The sequence below is a fragment of the Bradyrhizobium sp. 40 genome (genome assembly GCF_023100925.1).
Taxonomy (GTDB): Bacteria; Pseudomonadota; Alphaproteobacteria; order Rhizobiales; family Xanthobacteraceae; genus Bradyrhizobium.
On record NZ_CP064688.1, the window covers coordinates 4,678,477 to 4,692,981 of the forward strand.

A 14,505-nucleotide genomic window follows, 5' to 3' on the forward strand; every position below is an offset into this window, starting at 1 on the left:
TTCACAGGGCGTTTCCTAACAGTCATCACAGTCGCGTGCAGCAAGCACGCTGCATCAACCGGCGGCCCTCGATGCGCTAGGCCCCCGAGGCGTAGTCATACGTGATGCTGCAGTCCCCAGAAGGCGATCAGCAGAAGGGCTGCGGCCCCAATTCCCAGCAATAGGAGAATGGCTTCCAGCATGACGAATCAAGCCCCGCCCAAGGGAATCATACACATGGGTGAAACTTAGTCATCGTGGACTGGCCTGCCCCGGTCCGATCTGATCAAAGAAAAACCCGCCGGCCTCCCCACCTGTCGTGAGCACCGCATCATCAACCGGCAGTTAAGGGATTTGGAACTATCTTACACGTAAGTTCTTCCGTTCTGAATGGCCACTGGAGGCTAACAGATGACGGATGAACAGCTAGCTCTTCAGGCTGTTAGCGACGCCCAGCGCATTCTGGAAGAATACTTAGAACCGAGGCCCCGGAATAACGAGCGCATCATCTTGGACAAGCTGGTGGAAGTGCTCGAGCGGCCAGATCTTCTGGTCGCTATTCATCGGATGCAGCGCGGCTCGTAGGCGCTCCGTTGTCGCGCCGTTGCTGGTCGGCTCGTGCGAATTCGAGCCAGTCCTCAGCAAGCTTTAGCCACGGCTCCGCGTCGGCGGACTGACGGGCTTGCGCCGCCCGTTCCCTGCACACCTCAGCAAACTGGTAGAAGCGAAGTACATCTTCCGACATGCAAAATGACGCGACTAGGCCCATCATCCCGCATCAAGAGTATCGCCTCTTCCGACACTGTCTGTCGAGTATCTCACATATCATCCCTGATTGGGGTGAATCCTCGCCAATGTGCTAAATGGGCAACCCCCACCGGCCCGCAGACGCTTTCAGGTGTCGGCTTTGCCGGTTGCCAGCACCATAGAGGCAGACGCCGCGTCACAACTCAGCAGGTGGCGTACCAGCCATCAGGGAACGGCAGCAGAGGCCATTCGCCCGCGATGTCATTCGCGGCTTCCGGCTCGGCGTCGATTGGCCCACTTGCCGAAGGACGCCACGCAGGAGGCGCACCCGGCTCGCGATCATAGGGGTACTGGTCGGAAGGCCCTGTGCTGCTGAAGTGCATAGACTCTATCGAGGGCATAAGTGCACCCCGCGCTCTTAATATCTCACAATTAAATGGTTAATTTACCTATTAAATATATTAAATATTTGACTTGTCCAATTACGAAATGGTTGAATAGGTTTGTCCTACCGGCGCCCGTGAGCGCGGTATTTTGAGGCCAGCGACCATGTCCTTGGCATTCCCGCACTGGCTGAAGATCGCAGGGGCCCTACTGGTGGGTGACGGCTATATTGGTGTCCTCGTCAGCGGAAAGAAAGCGAACAGGGTTGATCGACCTCCAGGCGAGCCGATCGATGTGCCGGCTTTACCGCTCGTCAACTCGCATGACCCGCAGTAGCTCGCGCGCGTTCCCCCAAGAGCGAGGTTAGCAATGGCTGTCAGAATTGATTGGGGTCCGCTTGCGGCGATAACGAACGTCCGCAACGAAGCGTGCAAGGCCCGAGACTTCATCATCCAATCCCATGATGGACACGTGCAGGGGCAGATTGTCGTGCCTGACGACGCCGATCAGTTCGTCATGGGGGCATGTGAAATCCGGCTTCTCGAACTGCTAAAGGATGCCGTCAAGGAACTGGAGCGGTGAAAGCGCCGAAGATCGCAGCACCAAAGCGTGTACTCAATTTCGATACACGTGATCAAAGCGCCCGGCCCGCCGGCGCGAATCGGCGGGTCCTGTCCAGCCACGCCTACACTCTCAGATTACCTGCGGACTGCTTGTCCGATCGCTCACGATCAAGCGCCCGAGGAGGTTTTCAGCGATCTCCATGCAAGCGGAATGGTCTCTCAGCAGCGTGTGAAGAAAGTCTTCGGGCTTTGCTCCGCTCATGAAAGGCAGTTCACTGTCGCGGGCGAGCGGCTCGACGTAGAAGCAAAGCTACCGCACGCGCCTGCCGCCGTCGTCATCCGTGCCGACCTAGCGTCCTCGATGCCGAGCTTGCAAAACCAGCGATAGGCGAGGTTCGCCTGCACTTCACGGCAGATCAGCCCTTCAGAGCGGATCGCAAAGACATACCCCACGACCAGCATCCGGATCACCAGTTCCGGATCAATCGACGGGCGCCCCGTCGTTGAGTAGTGAGATGCAAGGTGACCGCGAAGCCAGGACAGATCGAGAGTAGCATCGATCTTGCGCACCAAATGATCTTCCGGAACTTCATCGACACGACGAAACTCGTAGAACAGTTGACCTTGGTTACCCTTCAGACGGCCATCATAGATCGACCTCGCCGCGATTCGCGTCAGCACAACGGAGTCACGCCTCGCGCCCTGTCTCAACTGGCTTTTGCAGCAAAATCGGCCAATAACGGAAGTCACGTGGACTGCACCTACCCCATACTATCGCCAGCGATAAATGCCTAACGTGAACGGGTTCACAAATGGACGAGAAGGCCAAAATGTAACCGCGGACGATACGCGAGACCGGGCGCTTAGTGGATGTGCGCTGGTGCGATCGGCAGGTTAGGAGAAAAGCGTCGAGCATCGACGCCACCGCGCTTTCCAATGATCCCAAAAACGATTAATCTCCTCTTCACGCAACTAGGAAGCCTGATCGGAGAATAACCCACACGATAAATTAGATGGAGGGACCAATGGCGAAGAGAGCGACTACGCTCGGCGGTGGTGGACCAGTGAAGAGAGCGATTACGCTCGGCGGTGGTGGACCAGCAGCAGGGCTGCACATCGGGGCTCTGGAAGCTTTTGCCGCTGCCGGTATAACCTTTGATGTATGGGCGTTGTCCTGCATCGGCGCGTGGGTTGGAATCGTCTACAATCAATTCGATGACGACGAAGACAGGGCCAGACTAACCTATCAGTTCTTCAAGGATGGCGTATTTCGAGACGACGAAAGCTATGAGCGCTTTCCGATCAATACGGTGTTCGGGCCCGATTGGCGCGCTAACATGAAAGCTCTGAGTAAGTTCGTAACGGATTTCGATAATTACAAAGATTTTGTATGGGACCCGTACAGAATGGTGGATTCGTTTCAGGAATCCATGTCGCTCCTGCTCAATCGCATGAAGGACAGTGACGGGAGGAAGAAATACGACAAATTGGACGAGGGAGATATCAATGGATGGATTCTCAATCACGGGATGGCCCCGAATCCCTTCATTCGCTATCTAACATCCATGATGTACTTGTCCAACGTCACCGGACTTTCAAGGATCAACTATCCGAAAAGCGAATTTATGAAGCGCATCAAATTCGAAAACCTGTTCGACAAGAAGAAGGGAGGGAAGGAAGGAGAGGAGAAAGAGAAGAAGAAGCCATTTATTTTTCACAATGCGTGGAATCTAGATGAGCAGGAACTCGCGTTGTTTTCAAATCGTCCTATGCGCGATAGGTTTTATCAGGGGCCGATCGACGCATCAACTTTGTGCGCATGTTCGGCTCTTCCCTTCGTCGAGGAAACTGTAAAGATCGATGGAGACACGTACTGCGAAGGAGCGCTGGTCGACACCGTCAATTTCGAAAGCTTGATAGACGAGGAAGATCCTGACGAGATTTGGGTGATGCGGATTGTCGATGCGAAGCAAGTCCGCAAACCGGACAACCTTCATGATGCCCTAGCAAATCTCTGCCAGCTGTTTGCAGCAACCGTCGGTGAGGATGACGTTAAGTTGTTCAAATATCACGTCCAGTATGACAAACCCGCCCCTGGGAAGAAGCCATGGACCGGTACGGTCGTTGAGATTCACGTGCCGGCGGGCATTAATTTCAAGTGGAATCATAGCAATCTGGATAAGGGGCGGACGCTGGGAAGAAAGGCGGCGGAGGAAGCAGTCGCCGCGTATCAAGCGAGGGATAAAACGCCTTTTGCCGAAAGCGAAAGAGTTCGGTTCATAAACGAGAGGAAAGACGACAAAAGGGGGCGGTATATCGAGAGGGAGCGGCTGGCAATCGCGATTGCCGAAGCGAAGGGCACGCGCGATCAGAAGCGTTGGTTAGAAAGAATGGAATCGTGGGTTGATGCTGCGTCGGGAAAAGAAGTCGAGTCGGACGAGACTGGCAAATATCCGATAGGCGCCATTCCTTTTCCCGACTTCGCACTACGCGTCCCCCAGGTGAAAGCGATCTACGACCGCCTTGGTGCGCCAGCCTCGCGTTTGGAGCAGTTGTAGTTCGTGTCACCGCAACCGGTCGAACAAAGCCTTTGCCTGCTTTAGATCCTGTGTGTCGAAGCCCTCGGTGAACGAGGCGTAGATCGGCGCGAGGACGTTGAGCGCTTCATCGCGTCTGCCCTGATCGATCCACAGAGCGGCTAGATCCGTTGCGGCGCGGAGCTCAAGCGTCCTGGCGCGTTGGCTTCTTGCCGTGCTCAATGCCCGGTCGAGCAGCGCCTGCGCCTCGGCTTCAACGCCCGGTCCGCCGCGGGCGACCAGCACCCGTGCCTTCAGCCGATACAATTCGGCCTCCAAAATTCGTTCGCCGTTTCGGTTCGTTGTAGCGAGGCCGTGCTCGATCAATTCCAGCGCCGTCTCGTAGTCGTGACCAATTAGCAATGGCGGACACAAAAGCACGTACAGCGCGGTGATGGCCAGCTGATAACCTGCGCTACGATATTCGTCCAGCGCGGCACGGATCTCCCCGAGTGCGCTGGGTGAAGGTTCGAGCGACGCCGCGCATATGCCCCGAATAGCGCGCGCCAAGCGCCATTGCCGGAATCCATGCTCCTCCGACAGGGCGATACAGCGTGCGGCATGACCTTGCGCAGTCAGGAACTCGCCGCGAAGAGCGTGAAGAATGCATGCATAGTAACAAGCATACGCTTGCGAATGCGGATGACTGATGGCGTCGGCACGCTGAATGGCGAAGTTCACTCGCGTGAGTGCCGTATCAGCATGGCCGAGCAGCCAGAGCGCCCACGACATCAACGCCAGGTCAGCAACGCCGGCGTCCTGGCCGGCCACACGTGCCGCCAGCCTATCCCCTTCGCTGCTCGCCTCAAACGCATCGTAGGCCCGTTCGATCGCTTCATGGGCACCAGTGAGACGTCCCATGAAAAGGCGGATCATCCCCTGCCCGCGCATCGCATTGAGCAACGTCGGTCGATCGTCGCGCGCTTCGGCGAGTTGCAACAGGGCGGCGATCGTTTCCTCAGCCACCGGCAACTCACCGCGCATTACGCTCGCGGTGGTCAACCAGAACATCACCTGGAGTTGCTCGGGAGGGTCTCCAAGGCGCTCGCACAGCCCACGCGCGCGGGCAAAGGTTGCCATCGCCTTGTTCGAGGCTGGTCCTTGAGTAGCGATCAGGCAAGGCCCGAGAGCGAATTGGAAGTCAAGTTCCAACCTGTCCTTTCGCTCGCTGTCGGGCAGATGGCCCGAGGCCTCGATACCTCGTTGCAAGTGCGCGATGGCCTCAAGGTTGGCCGAGCGCATGGCGGCCTTCTTGCCGGCGCGCAGCCAATATGCCTCCGCCCTTTGAAACAGCCCGGCCTCCTTCAGATGGTGCGCGAGAGTTTCGGGTTGAGTCTCCACAATTTCCGGGAATCGTTGCTCGAAGGCGTCTGCGATGGTGGCATGCAGCGCTGCGCGTCGGCTCTTCAGCAGCCCCGAGTAGGCAGCATCCCTGACAAGCGCGTGCTTGAAGGTATAGACCGCCTGGGGTATCTCGCCCCGGCAGAATATCAACTCCGACCGAACCAACTGGGCAAGCGCCTCCTCAAGTCTCTCTTTTGGCAACCCGGCTACGGTGCTCAGCAGTTCGTAGGAGAACTCGCGACCCACCACAGCGCCGATCTGAGCCACCTCCCTCACCGGAGCCAATCGATCAAGCCTCGCCATCAGCGATGCGTGCAAACTCGTCGGAATCGCCATCGGGGGCAGAGGACGGTTGAGGACGTAGTGATCGCCCTGCTCATGCAATAGCCCGGTTTCGAGCACAGTCTTGGTCAGTTCCTCGACGAACAGGGGCACGCCATCGGTCCGGGCAAGGATCTGGTCCATTACCTCTTCCGGGAGCGTCTTGCCGGCGGTGACGCGCTCGATCAACGCCGCCCCGTTGCCTCGGTTTAGCCGCGTGAGCGAGATCGTCGTTACATGCGCATGACCTGGCCACGGCGGCGTGAACTCTGGCCTCGCCGTGATGAGCAGCAGCACACGAAGGCGGGGTAGCTGTTCCAACGTCATCGTGAGCAGCTCCAGCGACGTCGGATCTGCCCAATGGACATCCTCCACAATGACGAACACGGGCTGTCGCGCCGCCAATAGATTGAGCTGAGTCAAAAACGCCGCCAGTGTCATCTCCTTGCGCTTCTGCGGGCTCAGCTCTGGAATGCGGTAGCGCTCACTGGTTGGTAGCGACAGAAGGTTAGCTAGAGGTAGCAACACGCGGTCGGCATCAGCCCGCACGAGCAGAGCCTCGAGCTTAGCGAACTTCTCTGCGGGCGGATCGCCTCGCTCGAACCGGGCAGCGCGTTCGAGCTGGCGGGTGAAAGGATACAGCGCACTGTTGGTGTGGTGCGCCGAGCAGAACTGGCGCACCGTGATATGCGGTCCGCCCTGGAGCCGCTCCTCAAGCGCCAGCGCAATGTGCGACTTGCCGATACCGGGCTCTCCGATGAGCATCACCGCGCAACCTTCGCCACGCCTGGCGTGCTGCCAGCGACGCAAGAGCATCTCGATTTCCTCGTCACGCCCAATTGGCGGTGCCAATCGGGTTTTGTGCTGTGCCTCGAACCGGCTTTCCACTTCGGTTGTTCCCAGAACCTGCCAGGCTGGCAGTGGCTCCGCCCATCCTTTAAGCGCGACAGGGCCGAGATTGCGGAATTCGAAATGCCCATCAGTGAGCCGGTGCGTACTTTCGGAAATCAGCACGGTACCGGGATTGGCGAAGGTCTGCAGGCGCGCAGCCAGGTTCGGCGTCTCGCCAATGACCGTCTGCTCTTGAGCTGAACCTTCGCCGGTCAAATCGCCCACGACCACCATACCGGTAGCGATGCCAACGCGAACCTGCAGCTCGGTGGCGGGGTCTGTCCGGAGGCTAGCTACGGCATCGACAAGCGCCAGCCCGGCGCGTGTCGCCTGTTCGGCATCATCCTCGTGCGCCTGGGGATAGCCGAAATAGGCGAGCACGCCGTCTCCCATGTACCGCGCGATAACGCCTTCATTCCTGGCAACAACCTCTGCGATGCAGCGGTGATAGGTGCCCATTACGGCCCGCAGGTCCTCCAGATCAAGGCGGGCCGAAAGTGCCGACGAGCCGACCAAATCGCAAAACATGACTGTAAGCTGACGCCGCCCGGCGTGATCCGCCGACGCCGGCTTAGCGCCGACTTGAGGCGTTCGCGGGACCTCTCCCTGAAGTTCTACGATCGCGCGCAGCATCTTGCGGCGATGCCCAAGCAGGACGCCCAAATCCTTTAGATCCTGCTCCGTGAGATCTCGAACCACCGAGAGGTCGATGGCGTTTTCGCGGAATCGATCGGCGTACTCGCCCAAACCGATCGATGCCAGCCACTCTGCAACACCGGTCATGTTATACCTATGGCTTATACAATTCAGAATAGCACATGGGAGAGCCTTGCGAAGCCACATCTGTCGACGAAGCGCCGATCGCCGGACTGCTCGCGCAATGTAACCAGTGGCCACTGCATAAAAGAGACGCTTCCAAGCGCGATGTCTGTTGGGGGTCAAAGGGTGAAGAATTCAACCTGAGCAAATCTAGTCCGCTGTGCCACTGAGCGGACTTAATGAAGTGCGCCGCTACTTCTCTAATGGGCCAGCAGGCGACGTTCGTTAGCTGGCATTGCGACCGCCAGAGAAAGGCCACTCTGCTGCCGGTCCCCGTAGGCCGTGTCGGAAGATGGCGAAGATTATTTCTACCTGCCCTGCCCTGCGGTAGCCTTAAGGCCTTCGTTGGATGTGTACTCGCCTCTTGCGCCACGGACGATTTGTCAGCAGCTTTCAGCATCAAGTAGGTCCCGGCGAACGATGATTTCTGTTGTGGTCGGGTCACGACAGCATGCCTTTTGACCGACGATATCTACGTTGGAGGGTCAAACCATTTCGCTTCGTACGCCTCTGGCGCTTCTGATCATATCCCTAGGTGCGATCGCGGCGGCCTGGTGGTGGCTGGCCATACCGATCAACTTGGCGCGCGCACCGATCGACCCGAATGCCAAACTGCATTGCATATCCTACGCGCCCTTCCGCAACAACCAAACGTCAGAGCCGCCGACACCAGTGCCGCGAGACCAGATCGCGGAAGATCTCGCCCAACTTGCCAAAATAACCGACTGTATCCGTACCTATGCGACTGATCTCGGTCTCAATCAGATCCCCGAACTTGCGTCCAAGGTGGGGCTGAAAGTCATTCAGGGAATTTGGCTCGACAGGGACCGACAGAAGAACGCGACGCAGATATCCACGGGCATACGGCTGGCCCAGCATTATCCGGAAACCATCACCGCGCTCGTGATCGGCAATGAGGTTCTGTTGCATCGGAAGATGACGCCTTCCGACCTTGCTGCCTTAATCCGCTCGGTCAAGGCACAAGTGCCGGTCCCCGTCACCTATTCCGACGTCTGGGAGTACTGGTTGCGCTATCGGGAACTCGGTGACGCGGTCGACTCCGTCACCGTGCATATCCTGCCATATTGGGAAAACGTCCCGGTCCCGGCGAAATCTGCCGCTGCTCACGTCGACGCCGTTCGAAAGCAGGTGGCGTCGGCGTCTCCGGGCAAGGAAATCCTGGTTGGAGAAACTGGTTGGCCGAGCGAAGGGCGGATGCGCGGTTCGGCGCTACCGTCGCGCACCAATCAGGCGCGGGTGGTCTCGGAGGTCCTCGATGTTGCCCGGCGCGAGAATTTCCGCGTCAACCTGTTCGAGGCGTATGATGAATTGTGGAAGCATGAGTTCGAGGGCACCGTCGGCGGATCGTGGGGCTTATTCGATTCCGCGCAGCGCACGCTGAAGTATCCGCCCGGCGTCCCCGTCAGGAATTATCCGCTCTGGAAGCTGCAAATGAGCGCCGGAATGGCGCTGGCGATCCTGGTGTTCGGCGCTGCATGGCTGACCTCGCGCCGGAAGCCCTCGCAGCCCCGGCTCGTCTCATGGTTTGCGGTCGGAATATTGGCAAGCACCGCCGGAGTCCTGTTTGGGGTGGCCGCTCAAAAGATGTTCTATGAAAGCCACCATGCGGGCAGCTGGCTTCTGTGGGGCGCACTTCTGGTGGCGGCAACTGGCTCGCCAGTGTTCGGCGTTAACGCCTTGATGTCGGGGCGCGCACCGCCCACATTTCTTGAACTGCTGGGCCCGAAGGACTACCGCACCCTATCGGTCCTGGCGATGATGCACGGATTGATCTTGATCGTAACCGTCGTGATCGGCGCGGAGACCGCGCTCGGCTTCATGTTTGACCCGCGCGAAAAGGATTTTCCTTTTGCGGCCCTCACTATGGCGGCGGTCCCTTTTGCGGCTATGACGCAGCTCAATGGCCCCAAGAAAGGAATCCGCCCTATGGCGGAAGCAATATTTGCCGGCGTGTTCTTGGTGGCAGCCCTCTATGCGGCGCTTAGCGAAGGGCCGGACAATTGGCAGTCGTTGTGGACTTGTGCTGCCTATATACTGCTTGCGGTTACGCTATGGCGGGCGCGCGCTTGAGAAAACCTGGCCTGCGGACTTCCGGTTTCGGTCATTCGCGTCGGTCCGCCCTGAGTCGAAGGCTTCCTGTTCTCCCCCACTCCAGACCTGCCGATGCGCTGCCTCAACAGGCGATGGGCCATCCACCGCCATGAGTACGAAGTCGTGAGGGTAATCTGGGCGGCCGGATACTGGGCGCAAAGATCGATGCCCCAAGTAGCCCGCGAGCGTGCCAAACAGGCAATGACGGACGGAGGCCGAAGCCTGGTCCGTTCGCATGAACGGCTACGGACGCTTTCCCTTCAAAATGGCCGGGGAGCGGATCTAAGGCGCGCACGGACGCCTGAGCACATGGCTTTCGATCAGGGGTCCTGGGTTCTAGCCCCAGCGCGCTCACCAGGCAAAATCAATGACCCAAGCCCAGCATTTCCCGCCTGAGAATCAAGCCAGGACACATCAGGGTAGCACCGGGGTAACTAACATGTGATCGGCAGAGACCGCGCCTCCGGCAACGCCTGTTTGCGCGCGGCGGAGCGCACAGGAAGAGACGGCTCTGGTGTATCCCAGCCTCGCGAGGTGGAGCCGTTCTCGTTTGCGGGTTTGGACTGGCCACTCCGCGCAGGTTCACGTGCCCTATTTCCAACGCCGTCATTCCGCGCCGCTGCCGCGCATGCTCCGCACTGGCATCGCTCTTGCTGATGAAACGGTAAACCGACCATTAGGCATTGAAATGTGTGACGCCATGAGATCGATGGTGTGTCAAAAGAATGCGGCCGGCATCGCTGTCAGATACGCACCCGTGTTCTTACTGGCCCGTCTGCAGCCACGGCGAAAAACCCTCCGGCTGCACCGAAAGCTGCCAGCCAACTCTAGGCAGATGCGCTCCATGCGCGAGAACTCGTCGGTGTCGTGCTGATGTCGCCCCATGCGGCCGCAGACTTCCGATCGCCGACGCGGTCCCCTCTTTCTCGCAGTTGTGAAGCCGGCACAGATTGTGAGGGAACAGTCGGAGCATCAGATAGGGGCAGTTGCGGAATTGGAGCTGACCCTATGCGCTCGGTTTTGGCGGTGAGTTTCTCGATGCTCCTGTGCACCTCGGCCGACGCTGCGAAGGTGCGTCACTCTCGGGCACGCCAACTCGCGGCGGAACGTCCGAGCCCAGATGTCAATTCTCGGGCACGCTTCGCGGTCCCCGGATGGAGTGACGACGCAACGCGGCGATGGCTGGATAACGCTTCGTCCAATGTCGGCCGCGGTGGCTAACGACCGCCTCAGCCTCTCGCGGCTGCGCGTAACCTCTTTCGTGATGGGGCTCGACGTCCTATCTCCGAGACATTCGTGACGCGTTCGAGTGGAAAGGGATCCAAATGCGCAACTCATAATTGCCGGCGTCACCCTTGCTTCGCTGGTTTCAGCCGAGGCGGCCGATGATTGCCGCAGACAACAAAGAAGATGGACAGCTGCAGCTACATGCTTATGGGCGGGCAGTCGGTCGATCTACCAGTTGGCGCAGACGTCTGCGTCCGCTCACCCGCCCCATATACAAACGAATACGCGCTGCTTCACTGTTATCTGCCCCTTCAACAGGTCGATCTCGTATCGCGTGGCGGAGATCGCCAGCGGAAAAAGTAGCCATTCCTGGCCGACGCCTCTCGTTCCGGCTTATCCCGGTCAGGGCGCTGTTCCGGCGCAGCGACCCTGGCTTTTAATCGGTGCCAGAGACCGAAAAACCCGCCGGCTCCGGTAGCCGACGGGTCCTCTATGCCCATGCGTACCGCGGTACTCGTCACCAATCCGCGATGATAGATCCTAACGCGATACCTGTTTACGGTAGGTTACCGCTTTAACCGCCGGCGGTGCGTCAGTAGCCGCTGCCGGGCCCGCCGCTCGGCGCCGGCGCTTCATTGGTCACGCTCCCCTATGATTCGCTTGATCTCATCCTTCACGATCGCCTGATCCTCGGGCGAAGGTTGAGCATATCTCGCTGCGACCTGCTCGGCGGACGCAGCTGCGTCTCTCGACCGCGGCGCTCGTCGACCATCTTCTTGAGGTCCATCAGACAGCCGCCGAGCATCCAGTCGAAGCTGATGCGGTGACGTCGGCAGTACTCGGCAAGGTCCTCGGACGGGGTCCGGCCAACCATGGGCGGCGCATCGAGCTTCCACTCGACCTCTCGGAAAGCTCTGTGCTGAAGTGCGTAGACACTATGTAGGGCATAAATTGCAGTCCGCGCCCTGGGAGCGCTGAAATTGAAATTGAGGGAAAACGTTCGGCTCAGATCACGCCCACAAGGATCAAAACTCCGACCTCGACCAGTAGGAGCGTACCCGTCGCTGCGGAGATGAAAAACCAATCACCTAATGACAGGAACTGCATGATCCGCCTCCCAATTTGCCAAAGAAGCGGCCCCTACATCCATTGGACCGCGTAAGCAGGGGCACGATGATGGGGCCGCTTCCAGGAGGTCCTTGACGCGTGCGTCCGGCGCCAAGCACTCGCATTCTAATCCAAATTTAAATCTCGTCTAGCATTTAATTCAGTTAATTGATATTTAATGGGTGACATTTGAAAAGATTGCAAGCCGCCGATCTCCTCGTGGGGCGAGCGAGGGTCGCTTTTTTGGCGGCGAGCTATCCATCTGCTTGGTCGCGCCATTCGAGCGGCGAGCTCGGGCCTTACGTACATCGGGCCGCCGCCGCATCGGGTTTGTTGGTGTCGACGCCCACAAAGGGAAAGGGAATGGGTCAGCGACGATCTGGACGCACGTGGAGAGGCACGACTTTATCCATGTCGCTGTAACCGGAGCGCCGGCTTTGCAGCTTCACCACCTGCTCGAGTTCGAGAGCCTCTATGGCGAGCTCATCTGCCAAGCGTTCGAAAAGTGCGCGCTTTTGCGGGTCGCTCGATCGCCTGCTCATAAGGACCAAATCCGCGGCATCGGCACGGAGTTTGTCCAATTTTTCCCTTAGGTCCGCCATGGTATCGGCCCCGTCCTAGACCCAACCTCGTCATGCGGTGACGGGATGCAGGTCAACGGCGGAACACGCTATTGGTTCTTCGTTAACCGATTGTTAGCTCGACATTCGTAGGGCCGAGATGTGTGAACGAGCGCCCGCTAGCTTTGCCGAGCGCGCGTCTGCGGCTATCCGATCAATGCTTCAGTGCGCACACGTGGTCACGAGCAGCATGGTCCGGCTGCATTGCCAATCTCAGCCCAACATTGGTTCAGGGACTCCACGAGGAGTACCGATGGCCATAGTAGTACCAGCCGCGACCAGAACAGCGGCGGTCAGCGCGAGCATTCGCTAGGTTGCCAAGTTCCACTTCATTGCGCTTCCCTCCATTAGAAGCGCGCACGCCACGTTCGGTGATACTCTGCCAGTTGTGAACTACTTCACACAATGCGCATCACAGCCGTGTGCAGGAAAGCCCGCCGGCATGAATTGGTGGGCATTGTTCGCCAACGTCGCGCTTCCCTACCCGTTGACGATTGACTCTGACGGCGGCGCCGCTTGGCTAATCATAGTCGGGATCACTGGCGATATCCCGAGCAACACGGGCGCCGTATTCGATGGCTAGTTCAGCAGAGCCAAACACCTCCCCTGCATCGTCCGCCTGTGTCTCTCCCTTGTGGAAAATCGGGAAGTAGTAACGTCTCATTGCTGCGGCCCTCGTCCTTAGGCGCGATTATGCCCGAGCCTCGGGACGGCGCGCACCTTTCGGAAACGACAGGGGTCCGTCAAACAGCGCCGGATGGGCGTGTGCGAGAATCCGCAGTACCTAAACCCGATCAGCCGGCCGTCGAGTGCGAATTGCCCGAGGACCAAACTCAATGCCAGGCTAAACCCGTCCGCCGGCGGGACATGATCGGGTGAACACGCCTTGTTGCTCAATCCGGTCGCAACGAAACGTGCAGCCGTGAGCGCAGGCGAAGACTTAGGCCTCCGCAATTGCGAGCGCACCTCGAACGCGTGTCGATATACCGGTCCCGAATTATCACCTGCTGGCGTGCCGATATCATCCAAAACGCTCGCCAGCCGGGGCAAGTAGTCTTCGCACGTCTCCACGAACGCGTCGGATCAATTACGGACTTTTCAAAGATTTTGCGGTGTCCAGATGCTTTTGCAACGTATCTATCTGGCCGGAAGCATATTCTCCGGCAGCATCCTTAGTTTTTGATGCCTTCTTGTACTCGGCGATATCCTTTTCGTGGTCTGCGACCATGTGATTCGCGAACATCTTATCGAAGCCCGCGCCGGACATTTTTGACATCTTGTCATGGTCGGCTTTTTGCTTCGCATTCGGTCCGCTTGGTGAGTTCATTCCAAGTCCTTGGGCAGCATCTAAAGCCTTCTGGTTGGCGGCAGCGTGGTCTGTGGAAAGCATTCTGCCAAATGACTTTACGGCATCGCTTTGACCGTTCTGCTGGGCCAGCTCTCCCATGCTCACTTCAGCGAAATTGCCCTCGATTGCTTTCTTCAGGAACGTTTCGCTTTGCTTATCTTTCGCAGATGCGTTGGCAATTGAGATCGCCATCAAGGTTGCTGTCCCGAGCGACACAAGCAGTCTGTTCATCGGTAAACTCCTACGGGTTCTTTGCCGTGAACACGCCTATCGTGGAAGAGGTTCCAATTCAGCACATCGGGCGCGTTCCCTCTAGCACTGCGAGCGCAGGTACGAGGGGCCAAGTGAACAGCGGCTCAAATCATGGAGATGCGGAACGTCCGGCAGGTCCGATAGCCGTCCACGGGCGCCGGTCTGCTCGGTGCACTAGTCCTTTGAACCTATCCGGTGGCGCCCCGCTCCGAACT

General features: G+C 58.5%; 8 protein-coding genes and 1 pseudogene. 5 read left to right on the top strand and 4 right to left on the bottom strand.

From position 1 onward, the window contains the following. The first annotated feature begins 390 nt into the window (after window positions 1-390). From IVB40_RS22795 to IVB40_RS22805, 3 genes are all read left to right on the top strand, one after another. Entirely contained in the window at window positions 391-564 is a 174-nt protein-coding gene (locus IVB40_RS22795) for a hypothetical protein (RefSeq protein WP_247359611.1), read from the top strand. A gap of 711 nt (window positions 565-1,275) precedes the next feature. Then, entirely contained in the window at window positions 1,276-1,446 is a 171-nt protein-coding gene (locus IVB40_RS22800) for a hypothetical protein (protein WP_247816390.1), read from the top strand. A gap of 33 nt (window positions 1,447-1,479) precedes the next feature. Next, the gene (locus IVB40_RS22805) at window positions 1,480-1,692 is read left to right on the top strand and encodes a hypothetical protein (protein ID WP_247816391.1); all 213 of its coding nucleotides are present in this window, start codon (window positions 1,480-1,482) and stop codon (window positions 1,690-1,692) included. Between the two features lie 335 nt (window positions 1,693-2,027). Here IVB40_RS22805 and IVB40_RS22810 read toward each other — a convergent pair. Next, window positions 2,028-2,327 (bottom strand): annotated as a pseudogene (locus IVB40_RS22810) (transposase); the annotation flags it as partial. Between the two features lie 371 nt (window positions 2,328-2,698). Between IVB40_RS22810 and IVB40_RS22815 the strand changes: the two are divergent. After that, window positions 2,699-4,231, top strand: a complete 1,533-nt coding sequence (locus IVB40_RS22815) for a patatin-like phospholipase family protein (protein ID WP_247816392.1) — start codon at window positions 2,699-2,701, stop codon at window positions 4,229-4,231. 6 nt (window positions 4,232-4,237) lie between these two features. On the opposite strand, the gene IVB40_RS22820 is transcribed toward IVB40_RS22815, so the two are convergent. Beyond that, window positions 4,238-7,588 carry an adenylate/guanylate cyclase domain-containing protein gene (locus IVB40_RS22820; protein WP_247816393.1) on the bottom strand — a complete coding sequence of 1,117 codons (3,351 nt, stop codon included), beginning with the start codon at window positions 7,586-7,588 and terminating at the stop codon, window positions 4,238-4,240. A gap of 513 nt (window positions 7,589-8,101) precedes the next feature. On the opposite strand from IVB40_RS22820, the gene IVB40_RS22825 reads away from it, so the two are divergent. After that, the gene (locus tag IVB40_RS22825) at window positions 8,102-9,715 is read left to right on the top strand and encodes a glycosyl hydrolase family 17 protein (protein WP_247816394.1); all 1,614 of its coding nucleotides are present in this window, start codon (window positions 8,102-8,104) and stop codon (window positions 9,713-9,715) included. Window positions 9,716-13,210: 3,495 nt separating this feature from the next. Here the strand turns inward: IVB40_RS22825 and IVB40_RS22830 are convergent. After that, complete coding sequence (locus IVB40_RS22830) at window positions 13,211-13,354, bottom strand: hypothetical protein (protein ID WP_247359613.1); 144 nt, start codon at window positions 13,352-13,354, stop codon at window positions 13,211-13,213. 423 nt (window positions 13,355-13,777) lie between these two features. Continuing rightward, window positions 13,778-14,269, bottom strand: coding sequence for a DUF4142 domain-containing protein (locus IVB40_RS22835; protein ID WP_247816395.1), 492 nt, complete (start codon window positions 14,267-14,269; stop codon window positions 13,778-13,780). Window positions 14,270-14,505: the final 236 nt, after the last annotated feature.

Coding starts and splice junctions, on each gene's coding strand:
- IVB40_RS22820 (WP_247816393.1), bottom strand. CDS start 7,588: ATGACCGGTGTTGCAGAGTGGCTGGCATCGATCGGTTTGGGCGAGTAC.
- IVB40_RS22795 (WP_247359611.1), top strand. CDS start 391: ATGACGGATGAACAGCTAGCTCTTCAGGCTGTTAGCGACGCCCAGCGC.
- IVB40_RS22815 (WP_247816392.1), top strand. CDS start 2,699: ATGGCGAAGAGAGCGACTACGCTCGGCGGTGGTGGACCAGTGAAGAGA.
- IVB40_RS22835 (WP_247816395.1), bottom strand. CDS start 14,269: ATGAACAGACTGCTTGTGTCGCTCGGGACAGCAACCTTGATGGCGATC.
- IVB40_RS22830 (WP_247359613.1), bottom strand. CDS start 13,354: ATGAGACGTTACTACTTCCCGATTTTCCACAAGGGAGAGACACAGGCG.
- IVB40_RS22800 (WP_247816390.1), top strand. CDS start 1,276: ATGTCCTTGGCATTCCCGCACTGGCTGAAGATCGCAGGGGCCCTACTG.
- IVB40_RS22805 (WP_247816391.1), top strand. CDS start 1,480: ATGGCTGTCAGAATTGATTGGGGTCCGCTTGCGGCGATAACGAACGTC.